The sequence below is a fragment of the Stenotrophomonas sp. ZAC14D2_NAIMI4_6 genome (genome assembly GCF_003086875.1).
In the GTDB taxonomy this organism is placed as follows: Bacteria; Pseudomonadota; Gammaproteobacteria; order Xanthomonadales; family Xanthomonadaceae; genus Stenotrophomonas.
This window is the reverse complement of sequence record NZ_CP025996.1, coordinates 2158329-2178772: the sequence shown is the minus strand read 5'-3', so window position 1 is coordinate 2178772 and position 20444 is coordinate 2158329. Positions and strand designations below refer to the sequence as shown.

Here is a 20444-nt window from a genome sequence, read left to right as displayed (position 1 = left end):
GTACCCCACCCGCGACAATGAGCCCGAGCATTCCCATGCAGATGGCACTTCTCCTCATCTGACTTCCTCCAATGAAGACTGAGTATCGATGTGGCATGAATTCTTGACGGCGATCGATGAACTCATCGCACGCGCCACCAGTACACCGGTTATCGATGCGTGGCAAGACCGGAAAGGCAAACTTAACGCACGCACGCAATGGTTCTGACATCATCGCATCCGCCCCGCCACTGAAGAGTCCTTGAGTTGCGACTGATTCCAGGCTTATCCGCGGGCGTGAATCGGGGCAGCGAGACGACGAGACACAAGCGTCGCAGCAACGTCGGATACGACATGGATCCCGTACAAGTCTCCAGGCGTCAACACCCCATCACCAGAACCGATCCCGCTCCACCAAGGCCTACAACCGCGAACGTACGGTACCGTACCAATCAATCAGCCGGCCACCAGATGGCAACGCACACCGCTTATCCTGCGGCGCCGGAGACACAGCACGCCACCCAGCAGGACGCCTTGCGCCTCGCGCGCCACCATTCTCAGCTCGAATGCCTTCCTGGCCAGGCATAAATCTCCTTGGGCGTACACGCCTGCTGGCACGTTGCCGGTACAGGGGAGATATGCCTACCTGGTCGTCTGTTTTGTGTCGGTGACTGGGTTGGAGCTAGCGCTGGTCGGGGAGGGCGCTTGCAGAATCTTGCTGTGGGTGAGGGATCTGCCCCAACGGCGCATTGTCACCGGTCCACACGCGGCACGCATGCAGAGTCAACACGCAGTCCACATTGCCTTCCATAAAGTACTTCGGACCTCCGAAAGTGCTGCCTCATGAATCTACAGGCTCTGGCCCAAGCCCAGTACCGAATGCCTCCGGACAGCTGCCGGTTCGACCTTCTCGCTGTGGACGCGCTTCAGGATCCGGCCAGTGGACGCCTGGTGAACCTGTACTCCCTGGTGGCGCGCTGTTTGTCCTGTGAGACGGTATTCAAGGCCGAAGAAGGCCGGGGGCTGCTCAGCCATGCCACGGTGAGTGTGGTGCGTTGCCCAACCGGCTGTGGTCAACAAGCGTTCAAACCTGCGCTGCTGCGTGCATGGTCATCTCCGGCTTCCGACGCTGCGTGAGCGCCGTCCTGGCGCGCCCAAATCCGCACAGCGGCCTTGGAAGGTGCGCGCGCAGGCGCGGCAGGAGGCTGTCCCGCCGCGCCGCGCGAACGGTTTACTTCGGCATCAGCACGGTATCCACCACGTGCACCACGCCGTTGGACTGCTTTACGTCTGCCGTGGTTACCGATGCCTTGCCGCCCTTGGCATCGATAACCCACACCTTGCCGTCCTGCAGCTTCACGGTCAGCGGCTCACCCTGCACCGTCTTCAGCGTGCTGCTGCCACCGTTACCGCGCGCGGCCGCGGTCAGCTGCGCGGCCGTATAGGTGCCCGATACCACGTGATAGGTCAGCACCTTGGTCAGCTTGGCCTTGTTTTCCGGCTTCAGCAGCGTATCGACCGTGCCGGCAGGAAGCTTTTCAAACGCTTGGTTGGTGGGCGCAAATACGGTGAACGGCCCCTTGCCGCTGAGGGTTTCCACCAGGCCGGCGGCCTTCACCGCAGCTACCAGCGTGCTGAGGTCTTTGGCGGTGGACGCGTTTTCCACGATCGTCTTGTTCGCATACATCGGCACGCCTCCCACCATCGGGTTATCGGCGGCAAACGCAGTGGGTACCGCACAGGCAACTGCAATGCCGGCGGCAATGGCAAGACGCTGAATCTGGGTACGCATGTGTGTGTCCTCGCTTGCAGAGGCCATCAGGCCCCTGGATGGGTGCAGGCAATCCTGCGGATCACGCTCCAGTGCGAGCAGCTCTGGCGCGTTGTCCACTTACCTACGTGCCGGTAGCCGAGGTTGGATGCGCCCAACATGAGCTATCTTCTGAATGGTTCAACCACATTGGCATAGCGTGACGAATGGGCGCCGGATCTTCACGGAGTGCCGTGCCTCGACCGCGAGCTTGCGCGCGGTGCGTGGGCGGAGCGTTCATCCGGCATATCGGCTCAGGTAGCATGAAGCAGAGGGGCGCTGCCTGATCGATATGTTCAGAGAAACCTCGACGAATCTTGTCTCTACAATCAGATGATGCCGGTAACATGAAGAAGATGATGTCCATTTCGGTATACGGTGAGCCAGGAAACAACGCGACCGTGCATTTTCCTTGCCGCAGGAATCCTGCCGTTGCAATGCAGTCAGACACCCTGCACGGGCTGATTGCCGATCTGAAGCACGCAAGACGGTCGTTGGCCAACGGCGATGCTGTTGAGGCCATGGACGAGCTGGACGGTGTGCTCGAGCGCTTGAAGGAAATACACGCAGGCATGATCAATGACGTGCGCCTGGCGGGTGATCCTGACGGGACCGGTTGGCCTGCTGCGTAAGGGGAGGACGGAAATCCCAGCGCCGCTCGGTATGGAGTTATCCGCCATGCAAGAAATGACATCCGCATCGCACCCTTCAGGCCTTATCCATGGCGAATAATTTTCGGGAAGAGATATTTCTCAGCGTCAGCCGTGCACTGATCGGCGAAGTGTTTCCTTCACTAGTAGCGGTCTGTGCCTTCGAGACGGGCCCGGACGATTTCACTCTGTACTTCTTCCTGGATCGGCACGTTGACGATCATACTGAAGATGCTATCTCCTGCATTGAGACGGAGGTGGTTGCAGATCTTGCTCGACAGTTAAACATGGCGACTGAGATCCGAACCGCACCATGTCCGCAGCTGCCTCAGAAAGACGCATTCTGGATCTTCTACAGAAAGCTGGAATGATTCGGCTTAACGGCCGCGTAGAGTCGAGCTTGCTCGACTGAACCCCTCGACACCCATCACCAGAATCTATCCCCGCACCACCGAGCGCAAACCACGGTACCAGTCAATCAACCGGCCACCAGATGGCAACGCACACCGCTCATCCTTCGGCACCGGGGGCCCAGCCCGCCACCACGGCCGGGCCCGCCCATCGGGAATGCTGACACCCTCAACCTGGTTGAACGCCATCAACTGCTGCAGATCCAGATACAGCGTGTCAGATTCCGGCGCACGCTGTAGAGCGTCTGCCGGCAGACGCAGCGCGACCGTCGGTTTTGTGCGCTCCACCCTCAACACGGGAAAGCCTTTGCAGCGCACTTGGAAAGAGGGCGCAACGGCATCCGCCGGGTAGATCGTGAAGCCCGTTGCTCGGCGCGTGGAAACAAATTCGTGCGCACTGCCATAGAGCTTCTCGAACTCCGCGAATTCCATCTTCGGATAGACCCACGTCTCTTCGGCTGCGCTCTGCGGCCATGGCAACAAGGAAATAGCGGCCAGCGCGGCGATGACCATCAGGGCAGACGGGACGAACGACCTCACTTACGACCCTGCGCCGAGCGGCCGCACGCGTTCCTGGATGAAGACGTTGAGCGCGAGGCTGGCCATGGCCAGGCCTTCCATTACCCGGTCGCCCACGTCCTGGTCAGGGTCTCCATTCTGGCGGGCACGCTCGGCGGCCAGCAGCAGTTCCTGCACCACGCGCTGGCCAGCCAGGGCGCAATCGGCATCGGCCAGTGCAATCTGTCGGCTGCGCAGCGGGTGGCGTTCGGGCCAGGGTTGGCCGTCGGCGGCGGCACCGGCGCCGATGCTGCGCAGCAGGTGAGTGAGGGTGTTGGGGTCTGGCGCGGGATCGGCTGCCGGCGGTTCCTGGATGGAATGCGGGGCAGGGGAGTAGGGCGTGGTCATGGCGGGCTCCGTGCGTGCAGGCAGAAGCCGCCACCGATAAAGGTGGCGGACGATGCGTGGCTCGAAATCCGGTTTATGCTGAGACCGGTGGGCACGAAGCCCCCACGCACCGCCCGCCATAGTCGGCAGACGGATTGCCGGCCGACACCACGCGAGGGTGGTGTCGGCCGGCAAGCGCAAACATCAGCATAAAACCGGGATTTCGAGCCCCGACCACCGGTGTTTGGTGGCCCGGCAAGGAATACGCCCGGTTGCGCTCAATGCCAAGGCAGTAGGGGCGAAGCCGTCACTGCTTTCAACATTTTCAGAATCGTTGCAAATTGCGTGGCGATGCTGATGCCTTGGCACGTAAGGCTTCTGCCGGTATTGGCGGTTCCAGCGATTGCGTTGTCGCGAACCGACTGCAGCCACCGAGGGCAGGGCAGATGCGACATGCGACGCCCTCGGCCAGCGGCGGTTACTGGACCCTCATCGCCACCTTGGTCCGCTCAAGCCATGCTGCACTGTGGCTTCGCGCGTGGCGCGACCAATCAGCGCCATCCCGTCGGCGATCCAGGCCATTCATCGGCGGCTTCTGTTGCTTGGTCGCAAACGGGTTGCCACGCCTCTGCGCGGGTGGCAATTTCCAGCGGCGATCACGTCGACCTGGAGCCCGCATGACCCCCGTTGCCCTGTACTCGCCGGAACCGGCCCGCGGCTGGTTGCCCTGGGCCTGGCTGGCGCCGATCCTTATGATCCTGTTCAACGCGGTGCCAGTGCTCGCGCTGGACGGGTGGATGCAGTCGCAGCATTGGTCGACGCCGGGCGGCGATCCGATCGGACTCGCTGGCCTGCATGCGCTGCTGTGGATTGGCTTCGCGCCGACGCTGGTGGCCGTGCTCGCCTGGGTGCGCTTCGTCGAAGGGCGCTCGCTGGCGAGTATCGGGCTTACCGGTCCGGCGCCGCTGAACACCTTCCTGCGCGGACTGGCCGTTGGATTCGGCACGATCGCGCTGGTCGTAGTCGCGATCTGGATGGCGGGCGGCATGCAGGCGGCAGGCGTGGGGCTGGCCTGGCGATCGCCGGTCAGCCTGCTGCACATCGGTCTGCTGCTACTGAGTTTCATGTTCCAGGCGAGCGTGGAGGAGATTATCTTCCGCGGCTGGATGCTGTCGGCGGTGGCGCGCAAGACCAATGTCGCGGTGGCAGTGGTGCTGGTGTCGCTCGTTTTCTGCTTCCTGCATTTCAGTCCGCACCAGCCGCTCCGGGTCACGCTCGGCATGTTCCTGTTCTCGCTGTTCGCCTGCGCCTGGGCGCTGCGGGCCGGCAATATCTGGGGCGTGATGGGCTGGCACGCGGGGTGGAACTGGTTGCTCGCGACCGGCTTCGAACTGCCGGTCACCGGCATCGATGCGCACTTGCCGGCGCTGCTGGTGGCACTGCGCCCGCAAGGCCTCGACGCCCTGACCGGCGGCGCGGAAGGGCCGGAAGGAAGTTACCTGTGCAGCGTCTTCTTCGTCGCCGCGATCGCGTGGATCCAGTGGCGAAAGACGCGCGGAGCTCAGAGCCCCTCGCCGACGGGCTACAGCCGTTAGCGGCCTTTCATCGCCACCTTGGTCCGCTCAAGCCACGCGGCATTGTGGCTGCGCGCGTGGCGCGACCAGTGCTTGGCGTCGTCCAGGATGCTGTCGAACAAGCTGCGGGCCTGATCCCGATCGGCCGGCTGCGGCTGTGCCATCAGCCATTCGGCGTACAGGCAACGTGCGGCCGCATCGTTACCGCAGTCCACCGCGCGCTCGAACGCTGCGCGCGCGTCGGGCGACTGGGCTTCGGCCAGTGCCTGCGCATAGAGCAGGGTCTGTTCCGGCTTGCGGCGGGTATCCGGGTGGCGGGCGAACAGACCGTCCAGCGTCTCGACCGCCAGCGCGGCGTGGCCGGAATCCAGGCGAGCACGGGCCAGGCCGGTGAGGATGTAAGGATCGTCGCCCAGCGGCGAGCTGGCGGCGTGCTCCAGCAGGTCTCTGGCCTCCTCTGCCTGGCCGGCATCGAGCAGCGTCATGCCCAGACGAACCCGGTTCTGCACCGTGGGCGTGCGCGCCAGCTCGGCCCGCGCGTTGCGCAGGTCCTGGCCGGGGTTCACCAGCTGCTTGGCGGAGCGGATGGCCTGCCGGGCCCCGCGAGAATGGCGGGCTTCCGGGAAGTAGATCGCCAGGAAGTAGACGACGCTGCCGAGCAGCGGGAACGAGAAGAGCAGGAGGAGCCAGTAGAGGCTCTGGCCTGAGCGGATGGCGTGGACCGCGAAGAAGATGGCGGCCAATACGTGGAGTCCGATTCCGATATAGGGCATGTGGGTGCCTGGTCCTTGTGGGGGCTGGCACTATAGTGGGAGTGGGGTGGTGCGCCAATGGGGTGCCGGTCGAGCGTGATGCGTCACGTTAATAGGGCCGATTCCCATCGCATGACTCAGTGGCTTCGTGCGTCGGCAGGAAAGTAGCGCCTGCCCAGCCGCAGCGCGACATGCACCAACAGAATCAGCACCGGCACTTCCACCAAGGGGCCGATAACCGCGGCGAAGGCGACCGGCGAGGCCAGGCCAAACGCGGCGATGGCAACGGCAATGGCCAGCTCGAAGTTGTTGCCTGCTGCCGTGAAGGCGATTGCGGTCGTGCGCGGGTAGTCCTTGGCAATGAACCTGCCCATGAAGAAGCTCAGCACGAACTGGACAATGAAATAGAGCGTGAGCGGGATCGCGATGCGTACTGCATCCATCGGGATGCGCAGCACGTCGCCGCCCTTCAGGCTGAACATGGCAACGATCGTGAACAACAGCGCCGCCAGCGTGATTGGACTGATCGCCGGCAGGAACGTCTCTTCATACCAACGCACGCCCTTGCGCGCCTTGAGCCAACGGCGGGTAACGAACCCCGCCAGGAAGGGGATGCCCAGATAGATCAGCACCGCCTCGGCAATGGTCCAGAAACTGACGTCGATCACGCTGCCCTGCAGCCCGAACACCGGCGGCAGCCACGACAGGAAGAACCACGCATACACACTGAACAGCGCGATCTGGAAGATCGAATTGAATGCCACCAGGCCCGCCACGTACTGCCCATCGCCGCGGGCGAGCTGGTTCCAGACCAGCACCATGGCAATGCAGCGTGCCAGCCCAATCAGAATCAGGCCGGTCATGTATTCGGGGTAATCGCGCAGGAACAGCACCGCCAGGCCGAACATCAGGAACGGGCCGATGATCCAGTTCTGCACCAGCGACAGCATAAGTACGCGCTTGTCGGCGAACACCTTGGGCAGCTCTTCGTACTTCACCTTGGCCAGCGGCGGATACATCATCAGGATCAGGCCAATGGCGATCGGGATGTTCGTCGATCCAATCGACAGGCTGTGGAGCGCGCTGGGCACGCCTTCGAACATCGCGCCCACGCCGACGCCCAAGGCCATGGCCAGAAAAATCCAGAGCGTAAGGTGCCGGTCCAGGAAGGACAGGCGGGGCGTATCAGTCGTCATGGCAGGTCTCGCAGGGAGCGGTTAGTCGATCTGTGCGATCTCGAAGGGGCGAGACGTCAGCAACCCGCAGGGCGGTCGCAAGCCTGATCGCCCGCGCAGCAGTTTTCGGTCAGGTAGGCCACCAGCGCGCTCATCGCCCGGAACTCCGCCCGGTAGCAGATGGTGCGACCGCGCTGCTCGGCGGTGACCAGGCCAGCGGCCAGCAGCTCCTTCAGATGGAAGGAGAGGGTGGCGCCAGGAAGGGAAAGCGACTGTGCGATGTCGCCGGCCAGCTTGCCGCCACTTCCGGCCTGGACCAGGAGGCGAAAGATGGAAAGCCGGGTGGCGTGGCCCAGGGCTGCTAGAGCGTGGGTTGCAGTCTTATGTTCCATGTTTCTAGAATAGTCGAATCGAATCGGCAGGACAACCCGCATGCAGCAGCTTCCTAATATCGCCCCTGGAGCCTTGAGCCCTCCGGTAGCCGAAAAACTGAGCGAGCCGAATGCCTCGCCACACCGGCCCCGCATCCTGATCCTGTACGGCTCCCTGCGCCCGCAGTCCTTCAGCCGCAAGCTGGCGCTGGAGGCGCAGCGGTTGTTGGAGCACTTGGGTGCAGAGACCCGCCTGTTCGATCCGCACGACCTGCCGATGCTCGACTCGGTGCCCGCCTCGCACCCCAAGGTGCAGGAGCTGCGCCAGGCCTCGCTGTGGTCTGAAGGGCACGTGTGGGTCAGCCCGGAACGCCACGGCACCCTGACGGCCGTGTTCAAGAACCAGATCGACTGGCTGCCGTTGGAGGAGGGGAGCGTGCGCCCGACCCAAGGTCGCACACTGGCAGTGATGCAGGTTTGCGGAGGCTCCCAGTCCTTCAATGTGGTCAACGCGCTCCGCGTTCTTGGCCGCTGGATGCGGATGGTCACGATTCCAAATCAGTCCTCGGTAGCCAAGGCCTGGCAGGAGTTCGATGACGAGGGGCGCATGAAGCCGTCGGCCTACTACGATCGCGTCGTGGATGTGATGGAAGAACTGGTCAAGTTCACCCTGCTGGTGCGTGGCCGCAGTGACTACCTGGTTGACCGCTACAGCGAGCGGAAGGGTGCAGCCGAAGCGGCCGCGCTTGCCGCCGCGGCTGGCGTGGTCGAGACCGCAGTGGATGAAAAGGAGAGCGCATGAACGCTGTCATCTACCACAACCCCAGGTGCGGCACATCGCGAAACACCTTGGCGTTGATTCGTCACGCCGGCATTGAACCTGAAGTAATCGAGTATCTGGCCAACCCGCCCAGCCGAACGCAGCTGGTCGCACTGATTGCCGCCGCCGGATTGGATGTTCGCGGCGCTATTCGCCAGAAGGGTACGCCGTATCTGGAGCTGGGGCTGGACGATCCCGCATTGAGCGAGAGCGTACTGCTGGATGCCATGCTGGCAAATCCTATTCTCATCAATCGGCCCTTCGTGCAGACGGACATGGGCACGCGCCTGTGCCGGCCGTCCGAGGTGGTTCTGGACATACTGCCAAGGGTGCGGGAGCCGTTTACCAAGGAAGATGGCGAAGTGGTGATTGATCGGGATGGCAGGCGCGTGCGTTGAACGGCTAAATTGCCACGGGATAGCAACCCCTGGAAGGAAGCGTGCGATGAAGTGGAGCTTTGCGAAGGTGTCCGCTGCTTCGGTTGCGGCGCTCGCTGGCACTTCGACGCTCCGCCACGGTGCTTCAAGGTATCGACCGACCCGTAGCAGCCATTGGTGCAGCAGCCGTTCCGGCCGCTCGGTCCGCTTACATGCTGGGTTGTTGGCCGGACCCAGCCACCCTAAGATCGAACTGTATGGATAGGTCGCATACCCGGATCTACGAGTCCGTCTACTAGGCAGTTATGTAATGACCCACCGCTTTCTGCTCAGGTCATGCGGTTAATCTAGCGGCATAGGCCGCATCTGGGGTCATCATCTTCAGCGCCTGATGCGGGCGCTGTTGGTCGTAGAACGCGATCCAGTCGGCAATCACGCGCAGTGCGTGGGTCTGGCTCTCGAAGCGATGCCGGTGCACGCACTGCTCTTTGAGCGTCCGGATCACGCGTTCGACCATCCCGTTCTGCTGCGGGCAGTGCGGGATGATGAACTCCTGCTTCAGGCCATAGCTACGCACCAGCCGGTTGTAGTCGCGGCTGGTGAACACCAAGCCGTTGTCCGAGCGAAGCAGGAACGCCTCTGGGGTGGTGGGGCCGCAATTGGTGTCACTCACCATGCATCTCTGGCCCGGCCACCTATTCGCAGCGACGTTCCTGTTCCAAGGCTTGGTCGCCGCAGTATCGGCCAGCCTGCTGGCCGGTGTGCCGCTGCCGCATGTCGCGCCGGCAAGCGGCATGTCCCGACAACCACTGTCCTCCGTCCTGCTGGACCCGCGTTTCATCGCTGCGGTGATCTGTGGCGCGGTGTCGTACATGCTGATGAACTTCATGATGACCGCGGCTCCGCTGGCCACGCACATGCAAGCCCACGCGCAGGAGTCGTCCAACCTGAGCCTGCAATGGCACGTCATCGCGATGTACCTGCCCAGCTTCTTTGCCACGCCTCTGCGCGGGTGGCAACTTCCAGCGGCGATCACGTCGATCTGGAGTCCTCATGATCCTGTTCAACGCGGTACCGGTGATCGCGGTGGACGGGTGGATGCAGTCGCAGCATTGGTCGACGCCTGGCGGCGATCCGATCGGACTCGCTGGCCTACACGCGCTGCTTTGGATTGGCTTCGGGCCGACGCTGGTGGCCGCGCTCGCATGGGTGCACTTCGTTGAAGGTCGCTCTATGGCGAGTATCGGGCTGACCGGTCCGGCGCCGCTGAAAACCTTCCTGCGCGCGACGTCCCCCCGAGACTGAGTGGCGCGACGGTTTGGAGTCCAATCCTCAACGACAAGGAGATTGGACGTGAAGAAGCGCTTTTCCGAAGAACAGATCATCGGCTTCCTGCGCGAGGCCGAGGCGGGCATGCCGATCAAGGGCCTATGCCGCCAGCATGGCTTCAGTGAGGCCTCGTACTACCTGTGGCGCAGCAAGTTCGGTGGGACGAGCGTGCCCGACGCCAAGCGGCTCAAGGACCTGGAAGCGGAGAACACACGCCTGAAGAAGCTGCTGGCCGAGCAGGTGTTCGAGAACGACGTCATCAAGGATGCGTTGCGAAGAAAGTGGTGACCGCACCGGCACGCAGGTTGCTGGTGCGGAGCATGGTCGAAAAAGGGCTGAGCGAGCGGCGCGCGTTGGTGGTTGCACGCATGAGCGCCAGCGCGCTGCGTTACGAGCCGAGGCCGGACCACAACGTTGAACTGCGCGAGCAGATCACTGCACTGGCACACAGGCATCGACGTTACGGCGTGGGCATGATCCATCTGAAATTGCGACAGAAGGGGCATGTCGTGAATTACAAGCGCGTGGAGCGCCTTTATCAGGAAGCAGGTCTGCAGGTGCGTCGCAGGAAGCGCAAGTAGATGCCTGTCGGTGAGCGTCAACCTTTGCTGCGCCCGTCCGCCGCCAATCAGGTGTGGTCGATGGATTTCGTGTTTGACCGCACCGCGGAAGGCCGAGTAATCAAGTGCCTGACCATCGTGGACGACGCCACCCACGAGGCCGTGGCCATCGAGGTGGAACGGGCTATTTCCGGGCAGGGCGTTGCCAGGGTGCTGGACAGATTGGCCGTTCAACGCGGTCTGCCGCAGGTGATCAGGACAGACAACGGCAAGGAGTTCTGCGGAAAAGCGATGGTGGCGTGGGCTCACGAGAAGGGAATTGCCCTGCGCCTGATCGAGCCGGGCAAGCCGAACCAAAACGCTTACGTTGAGTCCTTCAACGGGCGGCTACGCGATGAATGTCTGAACGAGCACTGGTTCCCGACGTTGCTCCACGCCAGAACCAGTATCGAAAGCTGGCGGCGCGACTACAACGAGGAAAGGCCTAAACGAGCACTTGGCGGGCTGACGCCCGCCCAATACGCCGCGCAGTTGGCTGGCAAGAGGGATAAGATCAGCACCGGACTCTAAACCCGACCGCTACTGAGGACGGGGGGACGTCGCAGGGAAAGTAAGCTCACCTTCAACCATTTGACCCGGGGCTCTTATGGATCTCATCAGACTGCTGCGATCGCTTGAGGAGTTCCTCTATGAACTCGTAGGGTGGTTGGTGTTCTACCCGCGGACCCTGTGGAGGGTGCTGTTGCAGCCAGGCGAGGTAGCGCACTACACGCGCCGAGAGTTCTCCAAGGATCCGGAACAACGATTCGCCGACGCCATCAGCCCTGTGTTGATGTTGATTCTGTCAGTGGTGCTGGCGCACGCATTGGAAATGTCTACGCGCACCGCCCCCCTCGCGGTATCAGGACCGGTGGGCAAGCTACTGTTTGGAAGCGAGCAGGGGCTGCTGCTCACCCGTTCGGCGGCCTTCTGCATCTTCGCCCTGGGGGCGGCGCTAAGCATGCTGTGGCGACAGCGCCTGCCCATCAACCGCGACACGCTACGGGAGCCCTTTTCCATACAGGCGTTCATTGCGTGCCCGTTTGTGATTCTGCTTGCAGTTTCGCAGGCAGTTGGCTCTGCTGGTGGAGACATTGCGCATGGCTGGGGTGTGGGGATCGGAGCGCTGGCAGTTGCATGGTATTTGTGGGCACGAACCCGCACCTTCGTAGCACTGAACTGCACGGGATACCTCCAGGCATTTGGCTTTGTACTTGGCTCTTTCCTGGTGACGCTGGCACTGGTCGTCGCACTGACGCTCGCCTTGGTTGTCTAGATCAAGAGACCGCTGTTGCAACCCGGCCTGGAAACGAAATCCGATCAAATGCCTAACAATAGGCTAACAAAGGCCTAATTTCGCCTTAATCGGCGCGCTTCAGGATCGTGCCCCATGGACATGATCCCACAGCCGATTCCAATGGCCCCGCATCCGGGCAGATTCGCGGAAGCCACTCTCGTCGGGCCTGATCACCCGCTTCGTGAACAGGTACAGTCTTTTATCGCCGAGACCTATCGTCAGCGCTTCGGCGCGGACGTCCGCGACTTCATGCCACGGCTTCTGGCCTACCGCGATACGCAAGGGGCGCTGGTGGCGGCGGTCGGCCTGCGACATGCGGCCAGCGGCCCACTGTTTGTTGAGAATTATCTGGATGCGCCGGCGGAAACCGTACTGGCGCAACACCTGCCCAGTGCGCCGCGCCGTACGCAGATTGCTGAGGTGGGCCACTTTGCTGCGTCGACGGCGGGCGTGGCACGCGAGTTGATCGTGCAACTGGCCTGGGTGCTACGTGCCGCCGAAGTGGACTGGGTGATGTTCGTAGCGACCCAACAGCTGCGCAATGCGTTCGTACGCCTGCATCTGGCACCGATCGAACTGGTGCCCGCACGTGCCGAGCGCATGGGCGATAGCGCGGCCGACTGGGGTCGCTACTACGAGTCCCAACCGCGCGTGATGTGCGGCGATATCCGCGAAGGCATCGCCTTTCTTGGCGGAAAGGCGTGCGCGATCGACCAAGCAGATGCGGGCTGCTCCGCAGAGGCGGCCGGATGAGCGCTGATGCACAGGACGTCCTGCGCCTGCTGCAGGAGCATCGGCAGCCAGTGCTGACCGGCCAGGCTTCGCTGAGTGCGTCCAAACTACGGTCGCGCGTGCTGGAACTGGTGAAATGGTTGCAGAAGGCAGGCGTGACCTGCGTTGCCAGCCGCCTGGACAACGGCCTCGATTGGGTGGTTCTGGACCTGGCCCTTCGCATTGCCGAAGTGGTGCACGTACCGTTGCCCACCTTCTTCTCCGATGATCAAGTGCAGCACGCACTGCAGACCAGCGGTGCCCAGCTGCTGGTGGTTGCGGAGGGCACGTTGCCGCCGTGCGGGATCACGGCCGCACCCATGGCGTTGCCGGCACTGAGTGCGCACGGCTTAGGCCTGGACGCTCCTGCTGGCAGTACGCTGCCGGTCGGCACGGCCTGCGTGACCTACACCTCGGGCAGCACAGGGCGCCCGCGCGGCGTATGCCTTTCTGCCGGAACGTTGATGGCCACCGCCGCGTCATTGGCAGACGCCGCAGGTGACATCGCACCACGCCGGCATCTGTGCCTGATGCCGCTGTCAACGCTCCTGGAGAACGTCGCTGGATTGTATGCGGCGTTGTTGTCGGGCGCCGAGATCGCGCTGCCGTCCCTGCAGGAGATCGGTTACACCGGCGCAGCAGGGTTGGATGTCCGCACGCTGCTGAGCTGCCTCAATCGTTATCGCCCCGAGAGCATCATCCTGGTGCCGCAGCTACTCCTGGCCCTGGTCATGGCGGCAGAGCAGGGCGCTGAACTGCCAGCATCGCTGCGATACCTGGCCGTTGGGGGAGGCAGGGTTTCTCCCGGTCTTCTGTCGCGGGCACGGCGCCTGGGGCTGCCGGTGTTCGAAGGCTACGGTCTGACCGAGTGCGGGTCGGTGGTGTGCCTGAATCGTCCTGGTGCCCAGCGCGATGGCACGGTGGGGCACCCCCTGCCACACGTGCGAGTGCAGATCATGGACGGAGAAATCGTGGTGTCCGGTGCGCGTGCACTGGGGTATCTGGGCGACGAGTCGCTGCCGGAGGGGCCGATCCACACCGGTGATCTGGGACACATCGATGCAGACGGCTTCGTGCATGTGACCGGGCGTCGCAAGAACGTCTTCATCACTGCATTTGGCCGCAACGTGTCGCCCGAATGGGTGGAGAGCGAACTGCTTTCACACCCGGCCGTCGCGCAGGCTCTGGTCTGGGGGGAAGGGCAGGCCGACAACGTGGCATTGCTGGTTCCGCGCTTCGCGCAGCAGGACTCCGCCACGCTCGAGGCGGCGCTGTCCGCCATCAACGCCGGCCTGCCTGACTATGCCCGCATCGCGCGCTACGTCAACGTCGCGCCATTCAGTGCGAACGCCGGTCTGTTGACCGCCAATGGTCGCATTCGTCGCGAGGCCATCCTCGCCCACTACCAGGCAGAGATCGACGCCGCCTACCGGCGCCCTGCGTTCAGCACCATCGGAGACCCTGCATGAGCTTCCACGATCACCTTCTTGCCCAGACCGCCAGCGAGCGCCAGTCGCTGCTTCAGATTCCCATCATCTGCGACGCACTGGCGGGCCGCATCGACCGCGGTGACTATCTGGCGTTCCTGCAACAGGCGTACCACCACGTGCGCCACACGGTACCGCTGCTGATGGCCTGTGGCTCGCGCCTGCCTGCGCGCCTGGAATGGCTGCGGACCGCGATCGGTGAGTACATCGAAGAAGAGATGGGCCACCAGGAATGGGTGCTGGACGATATTGCAGGTGCCGGCGGTGATCGGTCCGCTGCTGCAACATCCGAACCCGTACTGGCCACCGAACTCATGGTCAGCTACGCCTACGACACCATCCAGCGCGGGAACCCGGTGGGCTTCTTTGGCATGGTAGTGGTGCTGGAGGGCACCAGTGTGGCGCTGGCAACGCAGGCTGCAAACACCCTGCAGACGTCGTTGGATCTTCCGCGCAACGCCTTCAGCTATCTGCTTTCGCATGGCGATCTGGATATCGAGCATGTCGGCTTCTTCAAATCGCTGATGGACAGGCTGGATGATCCCAGCGACCAGCAGGCCGTTATCCATGCGGCACGCCGCTTCTACGTTCTCTATGGCGATATCTTCCGCACCCTGCGCAGTGGCGGCGCGCGTACTGCGGAGGCGGCCTGATGGACCTGCGTGGACGTACGGTCGTTCTGACCGGAGCCAGCGGCGGCATCGGAAGGTTGCTCTGCGGCGGCCTGGTGGGCGAGGGCGCGCAGGTCGTGGCGGTGGGGCGGGGCCACGATCGGCTGCAGGCGCTCACTGACACGTTGCCGGAAGGGTCTGTCATACCGGTCGTTGCCGATATCGGCACGGCGGCGGGCCGCGGCGCGTTGCTGGCGAAAATTGATGCGCTATCCAGGCCGCCTTCGGTGCTGGTCGTAGGCCATGCCAGCGCCGCCTTCGGACTGTTCGGCGCACAGACAGAGCAGGCGTTGGAACAGCTGATGCAGACCAATCTGGTTGGCTCCATGCTGCTGATCCGCGCCTTGTTGCCCTTGTTGGAGCGGCAGTCGCACGCCAGCGTGGCCGTTCTCGGCTCGACGTTCGGCAGCCTGGCCTTCCCGGGTTTTGCCGCTTACAGCGCCAGCAAGTTCGGATTGCGCGGCCTGGTCGAAGGTCTGGGCCGCGAGTATGCCGGCAGCACAGTCAAGTTCCAGTACCTGTCACCACGCGCCACCCGCACAGATTTCAACAGCGCCGCCGTGGATGCCATGAACGCCGAACTGGGCGTTTCCCACGACTCGGCCGAGAAGGTCGCAACGGCCTTGTTGCAGGCACTGCGCTCTGGCAATCCGCGCTTGCAGCTTGGCTGGCCAGAGCGGCTGTTCGCTCGGTTGAACGGCCTGCTGCCAGAGCTGGTGGACCGTAGCCTCCGCAAACAGTTACCCATCGTCAGGCGCCATGCCAGCAGTGGCACCACCGCGGCGAGTTCTTCCGCATCCCCTCCCAGCAAGGACACCTCCCATGAAGCGCACGCAGGGTAAGACCATGTTCTATCTCATTCTTATTGCCGCCGCCGTATTGGTCGGGGTCGCTGTGGCTGCCGAACCATCAGTGCCGGTGGCGCAGATCCGTGACCGCTGGGCGCAGATCAACTACCAGACTCCCAAGCCGCAGCGCGAGGCGGCGTTCATGGCCCTGTCCAAGCAGGCCGCGCAAGCTCGGCAGGCGGCCCCGAGGGATGCCGGCGCGCTGATCTGGGAGGGCATCGTGCTGTCCAGCCTTGCTGGCGAGAAAGGTGGCATGGGCGCACTCAGCCTGGTCAAGCAGGCCCGCGACGATTTCGAGGCAGCGCTGAAACTGGATCCCCGGGCCCTGGATGGCGCGGCGTATACCAGCCTGGGCGCGCTCTACTACCAGGTTCCAGGCTGGCCGCTGGGCTTCGGCGATGACGATCGGGCGCGCCAGCTGTTGAAGAAAGGGCTGGATATCGACCCCAATGGCATCGATGCCAACTATTTCTACGGCGATTTCCTGCGCGATCAGAAGGAGTGGGGCCCAGCGCAGGCGGCGCTGCAGAAGGCACTGGCAGCGCCAGCCCGGCCAGGACGGGATGTGGCCGATGCCGGCCGCCGGCATGAGATCGAGGCCAAGCTGCACGATGTTATGGGCCATCTTGCAAAGTGAAGTCCGCGACTGGACACTGCCCTCATGCGCATCCTCCTCGTCGAAGATGATCGTTCCCTGGGTGAAGGCATCCGGACCGCGCTTCGCCGGGGCGCGTTCGCCGTGGACTGGGTGGAAGACGGCACGGCCGCCCTCTTGGCCGCCCAAGATGGTGATTTTGATCTGGTGGTGCTGGATCTGGGGCTGCCACGGGTAGATGGCATCGAGGTGATCCGCCGGATTCGGGCGGCGGCAAACCCGGTTCCGATTCTGGTACTCAGCGCCCGTGAACGACCGGCCGACCGTACGCTCGGGCTTGACGTTGGCGCAGATGACTACCTTGGGAAGCCCTTTGATACCGCCGAGCTGCTGGCACGCGTACGCGCACTCGTCAGACGCAGCAGTGGGCGTTCGCATCCCACGCTGGACTCCGGTGACCTCCATCTTGATCCTGCTACGTTGGAGGCGAGATGGAAAGGACGGACGCTGGATCTGACTCGTCGCGAGTTCTCGCTGCTGAGATTGTTGATGGAACAGAACGGGCGACCGATGGCGCGGGAAACGATCCAGAAGCACCTCTACGGCTGGGATGAAGACGTCGCCAGCAATGCGGTGGATGTTCATGTGCATCAACTGCGGCGCAAGGTCGATCCTGCAGTCGTGCGTACTGTGCGGGGCATCGGGTATGCGCTGGGGCAGTCGTCGGAGACGGATGCATGAGGTCCATGAGACGCAGCCTGCTATGGACCCTGCTGGGAACCTTGGCGGTTCTGATGGCCGTGGCCGGATTCTTCAGCTATCGCGCCGGCCTACAGGAAGCGGGGGAAATGTTCGATGCCCGGCTGGTGCAGTCCACGCGGGTACTGATGGGCCTGGTAGATGAGCCGCTAAGTGATCTGACTGCGTTTCCGGGCGATCCCATTGTGCTGCGTGGCTGGCACGGGCACGCTGAAGGCGTCGGAGAGGCGCTGGCATTCAGCGATGGACATGCCTATGAGAGCAAGCTTGCTTTCCAAGTGTGGGACACGAAGCAGCGATTGCTGCTCCGCTCAGATAGCGCTCCAACGCGGCCACTGGCTCCATTGGTGGCCGGCTACGACAGTCCTGTGATCGACGGAGAACAATGGCGCACTTTCACATTGCAGACTCGCGAGGGCCGTTGGTTCCAGTCTGGCGAGCGGTCGGACATCCGCGAAGAGTTGGCAGAAGATATTGCGGGAGGCACCATGCTGCCACTGCTGCTGGCGCTGCCCTTGATGGCGCTGGTGATCTTGTGGAGCGTCAATTACGTGACCCGCTCGCTGCAGAGCGTCTCGGACCAGATCGGCAGGCGCGACCCCGAGCGCATGTCGCCATTGGAAGCTTCTGACGTTCCGCGCGAGGCGCAAGGGTTGGTGTGGGCTGTGAACGGCCTGCTTGGGCGATTGAGTGAGGCGCTTGCACGGGAGCGTCGATTTGTTGCCGACGCGGCGCACGAGTTGCGCACGCCGATCAGCGCACTGAAAGTGCATGCTGAGAATGCCCGCATGGCGCAGGATGAAGAAGGAAGGGCGAGCGCCCAGGACATGGTGGGCGACTCAGTAGCGCGACTGGAGCGCCTGGCGTCGCAGTTGCTCACACTCAACCGCGCAGAGGCCGTATCCCGGTTGACTTCGGTGCGCCTGAGACTCGACGCCCTGGTTGGGGTGGAAGTGGATGCGCTGCGTCCCATCCTGTCGCTGAATCGTCAATGGCTCCAGCTGAAGCTGGACAGCGCGGAGATCAAGGGTGACGAGCCCGCGTTGACGGCGTTGGTTCGCAACCTGCTGGAAAACGCGGTTCGCTACACCCCTGTCGGCGGTCGCCTGAATGTCCGCGTGAAACAGGCGGAGGGTAGGGTGTTGCTCATCATCGCCGACAGCGGCCCCGGCATCGCGGAGGAAGAGCGCGATCGCGTGTTCGACCGCTTCTATCGAACGCTGGGCAGCCGGGTGCAAGGCAGCGGGCTTGGGCTGTCCATTGTCCGGGAGGTGGCTGACGCCCACGGCGCGAGCGTCACGCTGAGCTACTCGCAGGAGCTGGGCGGTCTTGAGGTGACGGTGAATTGGGCAGCAGATTCGGCGTATCGTGCCGCCATCTCCAGGTGAAAGCCGGACGCCCGGAGAGGACCCGAGAAACGTGGCTTAAGGATCATGGCTGTCCCCTTTCTGCAGTGCGACGGTGAATGAGGCCATGCATGAGTACACCAGCGACCATGGCCGCAACGAAGATGATCGCGAAGGGCTGGCCGGTTCCCAGCAATGCGATCGCTGGGCCGGGACACACTCCGGCCAGTCCCCAACCCAGGCCGAATATCGCTGCACCCATGACCAGGCGCCAATCAATGGTTCGATGGGTGGGAATGTGCAGCGATGCGGCAAGCACCGGCGTTCTGCGAGCGCGTACCCACAGGTAGGCTGCACTGGAAGGGATCAGCGCGCCCAGCATGACCAGCGCCAAGGAGGGATCCCAGGCATCGCTCACATCAAGGAAAGCAAGCACGCGAGTTGGGTTGGCCATATCGGATATGACCAGTCCCAGCCCGAAGAGTGCGCCGCACAGGAACGCGGTGAGACGTTTCATGCCGTACCTCCAGCCAGAATCCGCACAAGGGTCGCTGTGGCCATGCCCGTGAGCATGAACACGCAGGTAGCCACCACCGACCTTGGCGATGCCCGGCCCAGGCCGCAGACACCGTGCCCACTGGTACAGCCAGCGCCAAGACGAGTTCCGTAACCTACCAGCAATCCGGCAATCACCAATACCACTGCTCCCGTTGCGGAAGGCGACGGCAGTGCTATGGGTCTGGCCGCCAACGCCAAGCCAGAGGCCAGGGCAAGTCCTGCCAGAAACAGGACAGCACTGCCGCGCCCCCCGTCACCCGGCATGCCAACTGTCTTGGCAAGCAGGCCGGAAACGCCGGCAACGCGACCGAGAAGGACTAGATACGCACCGGCTGCTGCACCGATCATGGCACCGCCAATTAGCGGCCAATACCACGCAAGATGAGAGAGCGTCATAGCAGGTCCACCGGCAGCTTGAGGTAGCGCACGCCGTTTTCCTCGGGTTCGGGCAGATGGCCGGCGCACATGTTGACCTGCACGGAAGGCAGGAGCAGTCGCGGCATCGGGAGCGTCGCATCGCGGGCTTCGCGCATTTCCACGAACATGGCTTCGGTCACGCTCTCGTGGACATGCAGGTTGGCTGTCTTTTCTGCACCGATGGTCGTTTCCCATGCGAAATGGTCCCGTCCGTTGGCTTTGTAGTCATGGCACAGGAAGACGCGGGTAGCGTCGGGCAGGGACAGCAAACGCTGGATCGAGCGATACAACTGGCGAGCCGAGCCGCCTGGAAAGTCGCATCGGGCGGTGCCGTAGTCCGGCATGAACAGCGTGTCTCCAGGAAATACGGCGTCACCGATCACGTACGCCAGACAAGCGGGGGTATGGCCCGGCACGTGCAGCGACATCGCCTGGAGGTTGCCGATGTGGAAGGACGCGCCATCGGCAAACAGGCGATCGAACTGGCTGCCATCCCGCTTGAATGCAGTACCGGCATTGAAGACCTTGCCAAAGGCTTCCTGGACCGTGGTGATGCGTTCGCCAATGGCGAGCGCGCCTCCCACCTGGTGCTGCAGCCAGGGCGCTGCGGACAGGTGGTCGGCATGGGCGTGAGTTTCCAGCAACCATTGAACCTGCAGGCGCTCGGCACGCACGTAGTCCACCAACGCCGATGCGGAGGCTGTAGAAGTGCGGCCTGCGGCCATGTCGAAGTCCAGGACGCTGTCGATGATGGCGCACGCTGAAGAGGATGGATCGCGTACAACGTGGCTGGCAGTGAACGTGGCAGGATCGAAGAAGGTCTTCACGCAAGGCGAGGGAAGCAGGCCGGCGCGCGCATCGTTGGCCACGCGCACAGCCTGCTCTAGAGGGGCGTCTACCGCAACGGACAGGTTCACGACTGGATCCTGGAGGAATGGCGACTATATAATTACATGCTTGCATA

25 protein-coding genes and 1 pseudogene are annotated in these 20444 nt (G+C 63.2%); 16 read left to right on the top strand and 10 right to left on the bottom strand.

Annotated elements, in window-relative coordinates; genetic code table 11:
- Positions 1-822: 822 nt before the first annotated feature.
- Entirely contained in the window at positions 823-1116 is a 294-nt protein-coding gene (locus C1933_RS09975) for a hypothetical protein (RefSeq protein ID WP_108753114.1), read from the top strand.
- A 94-nt stretch (positions 1117-1210) separates the two neighbouring features.
- Here C1933_RS09975 and C1933_RS09970 read toward each other — a convergent pair whose 3' ends face one another.
- On the bottom strand, positions 1211-1771 hold the full coding sequence (locus tag C1933_RS09970) for a fasciclin domain-containing protein (RefSeq protein WP_108753113.1): 561 nt from the start codon (positions 1769-1771) through the stop codon (positions 1211-1213).
- Positions 1772-2136: 365 nt separating this feature from the next.
- On the opposite strand from C1933_RS09970, the gene C1933_RS09965 reads away from it, so the two are divergent.
- Positions 2137-2421 (top strand): hypothetical protein, encoded by a 285-nt coding sequence (locus tag C1933_RS09965; RefSeq protein WP_159093964.1) that lies wholly within the window; start codon positions 2137-2139, stop codon positions 2419-2421.
- A gap of 89 nt (positions 2422-2510) precedes the next feature.
- Positions 2511-2810, top strand: coding sequence for a hypothetical protein (locus tag C1933_RS09960; RefSeq protein ID WP_108753111.1), 300 nt, complete (start codon positions 2511-2513; stop codon positions 2808-2810).
- 66 nt (positions 2811-2876) lie between these two features.
- On the opposite strand, the gene C1933_RS09955 is transcribed toward C1933_RS09960, so the two are convergent.
- Positions 2877-3362, bottom strand: coding sequence for a hypothetical protein (locus C1933_RS09955; protein ID WP_159093963.1), 486 nt, complete (start codon positions 3360-3362; stop codon positions 2877-2879).
- Positions 3363-3389: 27 nt separating this feature from the next.
- The gene (locus tag C1933_RS09950) at positions 3390-3755 is read right to left on the bottom strand and encodes a hypothetical protein (protein ID WP_108753109.1); all 366 of its coding nucleotides are present in this window, start codon (positions 3753-3755) and stop codon (positions 3390-3392) included.
- 656 nt (positions 3756-4411) lie between these two features.
- Between C1933_RS09950 and C1933_RS09945 the strand changes: the two genes are divergently transcribed.
- Positions 4412-5329 carry a type II CAAX endopeptidase family protein gene (locus C1933_RS09945; RefSeq protein ID WP_108753108.1) on the top strand — a complete coding sequence of 306 codons (918 nt, stop codon included), beginning with the start codon at positions 4412-4414 and terminating at the stop codon, positions 5327-5329.
- Here C1933_RS09945 and C1933_RS09940 read toward each other — a convergent pair.
- The 3 genes from C1933_RS09940 to C1933_RS09930 all read right to left on the bottom strand — a co-directional run bounded on the left by C1933_RS09940 (position 5326) and on the right by C1933_RS09930 (position 7627).
- Positions 5326-6081, bottom strand: coding sequence for a tetratricopeptide repeat protein (locus C1933_RS09940; RefSeq protein WP_108753107.1), 756 nt, complete (start codon positions 6079-6081; stop codon positions 5326-5328). The genes C1933_RS09945 and C1933_RS09940 overlap by 4 nt on opposite strands.
- A gap of 116 nt (positions 6082-6197) precedes the next feature.
- On the bottom strand, positions 6198-7256 hold the full coding sequence (gene arsB / locus C1933_RS09935; protein ID WP_108753106.1) for an ACR3 family arsenite efflux transporter: 1059 nt from the start codon (positions 7254-7256) through the stop codon (positions 6198-6200).
- Positions 7257-7312: 56 nt separating this feature from the next.
- A complete protein-coding gene (locus C1933_RS09930; RefSeq protein WP_108754802.1) occupies positions 7313-7627 on the bottom strand; it encodes a metalloregulator ArsR/SmtB family transcription factor in 315 nt (104 codons plus the stop codon).
- A gap of 40 nt (positions 7628-7667) precedes the next feature.
- Between C1933_RS09930 and arsH the strand changes: the two genes are divergently transcribed.
- Together arsH and arsC are read left to right on the top strand one after the other, a co-directional pair.
- Positions 7668-8408 (top strand): arsenical resistance protein ArsH, encoded by a 741-nt coding sequence (arsH, locus tag C1933_RS09925; RefSeq protein ID WP_108753105.1) that lies wholly within the window; start codon positions 7668-7670, stop codon positions 8406-8408.
- Complete coding sequence (gene arsC, locus C1933_RS09920) at positions 8405-8824, top strand: arsenate reductase (glutaredoxin) (protein WP_108753104.1); 420 nt, start codon at positions 8405-8407, stop codon at positions 8822-8824. The genes arsH and arsC overlap by 4 nt, the downstream gene beginning before the upstream one ends.
- 313 nt (positions 8825-9137) lie before the next feature.
- Here the strand turns inward: arsC and C1933_RS20355 are convergent, their stop codons facing one another.
- Positions 9138-9692, bottom strand: a complete 555-nt coding sequence (locus C1933_RS20355) for an integrase core domain-containing protein (protein ID WP_234414699.1) — start codon at positions 9690-9692, stop codon at positions 9138-9140.
- A 164-nt stretch (positions 9693-9856) separates the two neighbouring features.
- On the opposite strand from C1933_RS20355, the gene C1933_RS09910 reads away from it, so the two are divergent.
- From C1933_RS09910 to C1933_RS09865, 10 genes and pseudogenes are all read left to right on the top strand, one after another.
- Positions 9857-10108 (top strand): hypothetical protein, encoded by a 252-nt coding sequence (locus tag C1933_RS09910; RefSeq protein WP_234414698.1) that lies wholly within the window; start codon positions 9857-9859, stop codon positions 10106-10108.
- Between the two features lie 108 nt (positions 10109-10216).
- A pseudogene (locus C1933_RS09905) lies at positions 10217-11262 on the top strand (IS3 family transposase).
- A 76-nt stretch (positions 11263-11338) separates the two neighbouring features.
- The gene (locus C1933_RS09900; RefSeq protein ID WP_108753103.1) at positions 11339-12007 is read left to right on the top strand and encodes a hypothetical protein; all 669 of its coding nucleotides are present in this window, start codon (positions 11339-11341) and stop codon (positions 12005-12007) included.
- A gap of 114 nt (positions 12008-12121) precedes the next feature.
- The gene (locus C1933_RS09895) at positions 12122-12781 is read left to right on the top strand and encodes a thermostable hemolysin (protein ID WP_234414697.1); all 660 of its coding nucleotides are present in this window, start codon (positions 12122-12124) and stop codon (positions 12779-12781) included.
- Positions 12778-14268: an AMP-binding protein gene (locus C1933_RS09890; protein WP_108753102.1), complete on the top strand. Its 1491-nt coding sequence runs from the start codon at positions 12778-12780 to the stop codon at positions 14266-14268. The genes C1933_RS09895 and C1933_RS09890 overlap by 4 nt, the downstream gene beginning before the upstream one ends.
- Positions 14265-14939 (top strand): iron-containing redox enzyme family protein, encoded by a 675-nt coding sequence (locus tag C1933_RS09885; RefSeq protein WP_108753101.1) that lies wholly within the window; start codon positions 14265-14267, stop codon positions 14937-14939. The genes C1933_RS09890 and C1933_RS09885 overlap by 4 nt, the downstream gene beginning before the upstream one ends.
- Positions 14939-15799, top strand: a complete 861-nt coding sequence (locus C1933_RS09880; RefSeq protein ID WP_108753100.1) for an SDR family oxidoreductase — start codon at positions 14939-14941, stop codon at positions 15797-15799. The genes C1933_RS09885 and C1933_RS09880 overlap by 1 nt, the downstream gene beginning before the upstream one ends.
- Positions 15780-16442, top strand: coding sequence for a hypothetical protein (locus C1933_RS09875; RefSeq protein WP_325051507.1), 663 nt, complete (start codon positions 15780-15782; stop codon positions 16440-16442). Before C1933_RS09880 ends, C1933_RS09875 begins: the two co-directional genes overlap by 20 nt.
- A gap of 24 nt (positions 16443-16466) precedes the next feature.
- Entirely contained in the window at positions 16467-17141 is a 675-nt protein-coding gene (locus tag C1933_RS09870) for a response regulator transcription factor (RefSeq protein WP_108753099.1), read from the top strand.
- 17 nt (positions 17142-17158) lie between these two features.
- A complete protein-coding gene (locus C1933_RS09865) occupies positions 17159-18547 on the top strand; it encodes a sensor histidine kinase (protein WP_108754799.1) in 1389 nt (462 codons plus the stop codon).
- A 43-nt stretch (positions 18548-18590) separates the two neighbouring features.
- Here the strand turns inward: C1933_RS09865 and C1933_RS09860 are convergent, their stop codons facing one another.
- From C1933_RS09860 to C1933_RS09850, 3 genes are read right to left on the bottom strand one after another with little or no spacing between them, the layout of a single operon-like run.
- On the bottom strand, positions 18591-19022 hold the full coding sequence (locus C1933_RS09860) for a DUF6691 family protein (protein ID WP_108753098.1): 432 nt from the start codon (positions 19020-19022) through the stop codon (positions 18591-18593).
- On the bottom strand, positions 19019-19459 hold the full coding sequence (locus tag C1933_RS09855) for a hypothetical protein (protein ID WP_108753097.1): 441 nt from the start codon (positions 19457-19459) through the stop codon (positions 19019-19021). The genes C1933_RS09860 and C1933_RS09855 overlap by 4 nt, the downstream gene beginning before the upstream one ends.
- Positions 19456-20325 (bottom strand): MBL fold metallo-hydrolase, encoded by an 870-nt coding sequence (locus tag C1933_RS09850; protein WP_108754798.1) that lies wholly within the window; start codon positions 20323-20325, stop codon positions 19456-19458. The genes C1933_RS09855 and C1933_RS09850 overlap by 4 nt, the downstream gene beginning before the upstream one ends.
- Positions 20326-20444: the final 119 nt, after the last annotated feature.

What these genes read in the sequence shown, in the direction of transcription:
- C1933_RS09895 (WP_234414697.1), top strand. Translation starts at nt 12,122, where the DNA reads ATGGACATGATCCCACAGCCGATTCCAATGGCCCCGCATCCGGGCAGA.
- C1933_RS09880 (WP_108753100.1), top strand. Translation starts at nt 14,939, where the DNA reads ATGGACCTGCGTGGACGTACGGTCGTTCTGACCGGAGCCAGCGGCGGC.
- C1933_RS20355 (WP_234414699.1), bottom strand. Translation starts at nt 9,692, where the DNA reads ATGAAGTTCATCAGCATGTACGACACCGCGCCACAGATCACCGCAGCG.
- C1933_RS09965 (WP_159093964.1), top strand. Translation starts at nt 2,137, where the DNA reads ATGAAGAAGATGATGTCCATTTCGGTATACGGTGAGCCAGGAAACAAC.
- C1933_RS09875 (WP_325051507.1), top strand. Translation starts at nt 15,780, where the DNA reads ATGAAGCGCACGCAGGGTAAGACCATGTTCTATCTCATTCTTATTGCC.
- arsB (WP_108753106.1), bottom strand. Translation starts at nt 7,256, where the DNA reads ATGACGACTGATACGCCCCGCCTGTCCTTCCTGGACCGGCACCTTACG.
- C1933_RS09890 (WP_108753102.1), top strand. Translation starts at nt 12,778, where the DNA reads ATGAGCGCTGATGCACAGGACGTCCTGCGCCTGCTGCAGGAGCATCGG.
- C1933_RS09900 (WP_108753103.1), top strand. Translation starts at nt 11,339, where the DNA reads ATGGATCTCATCAGACTGCTGCGATCGCTTGAGGAGTTCCTCTATGAA.
- C1933_RS09855 (WP_108753097.1), bottom strand. Translation starts at nt 19,459, where the DNA reads ATGACGCTCTCTCATCTTGCGTGGTATTGGCCGCTAATTGGCGGTGCC.
- C1933_RS09870 (WP_108753099.1), top strand. Translation starts at nt 16,467, where the DNA reads ATGCGCATCCTCCTCGTCGAAGATGATCGTTCCCTGGGTGAAGGCATC.
- arsH (WP_108753105.1), top strand. Translation starts at nt 7,668, where the DNA reads ATGCAGCAGCTTCCTAATATCGCCCCTGGAGCCTTGAGCCCTCCGGTA.
- C1933_RS09910 (WP_234414698.1), top strand. Translation starts at nt 9,857, where the DNA reads ATGATCCTGTTCAACGCGGTACCGGTGATCGCGGTGGACGGGTGGATG.
- C1933_RS09940 (WP_108753107.1), bottom strand. Translation starts at nt 6,081, where the DNA reads ATGCCCTATATCGGAATCGGACTCCACGTATTGGCCGCCATCTTCTTC.
- C1933_RS09945 (WP_108753108.1), top strand. Translation starts at nt 4,412, where the DNA reads ATGACCCCCGTTGCCCTGTACTCGCCGGAACCGGCCCGCGGCTGGTTG.
- C1933_RS09860 (WP_108753098.1), bottom strand. Translation starts at nt 19,022, where the DNA reads ATGAAACGTCTCACCGCGTTCCTGTGCGGCGCACTCTTCGGGCTGGGA.
- C1933_RS09955 (WP_159093963.1), bottom strand. Translation starts at nt 3,362, where the DNA reads ATGGTCATCGCCGCGCTGGCCGCTATTTCCTTGTTGCCATGGCCGCAG.
- C1933_RS09885 (WP_108753101.1), top strand. Translation starts at nt 14,265, where the DNA reads ATGAGCTTCCACGATCACCTTCTTGCCCAGACCGCCAGCGAGCGCCAG.
- C1933_RS09930 (WP_108754802.1), bottom strand. Translation starts at nt 7,627, where the DNA reads ATGGAACATAAGACTGCAACCCACGCTCTAGCAGCCCTGGGCCACGCC.
- C1933_RS09970 (WP_108753113.1), bottom strand. Translation starts at nt 1,771, where the DNA reads ATGCGTACCCAGATTCAGCGTCTTGCCATTGCCGCCGGCATTGCAGTT.
- arsC (WP_108753104.1), top strand. Translation starts at nt 8,405, where the DNA reads ATGAACGCTGTCATCTACCACAACCCCAGGTGCGGCACATCGCGAAAC.
- C1933_RS09950 (WP_108753109.1), bottom strand. Translation starts at nt 3,755, where the DNA reads ATGACCACGCCCTACTCCCCTGCCCCGCATTCCATCCAGGAACCGCCG.
- C1933_RS09975 (WP_108753114.1), top strand. Translation starts at nt 823, where the DNA reads ATGAATCTACAGGCTCTGGCCCAAGCCCAGTACCGAATGCCTCCGGAC.
- C1933_RS09960 (WP_108753111.1), top strand. Translation starts at nt 2,511, where the DNA reads ATGGCGAATAATTTTCGGGAAGAGATATTTCTCAGCGTCAGCCGTGCA.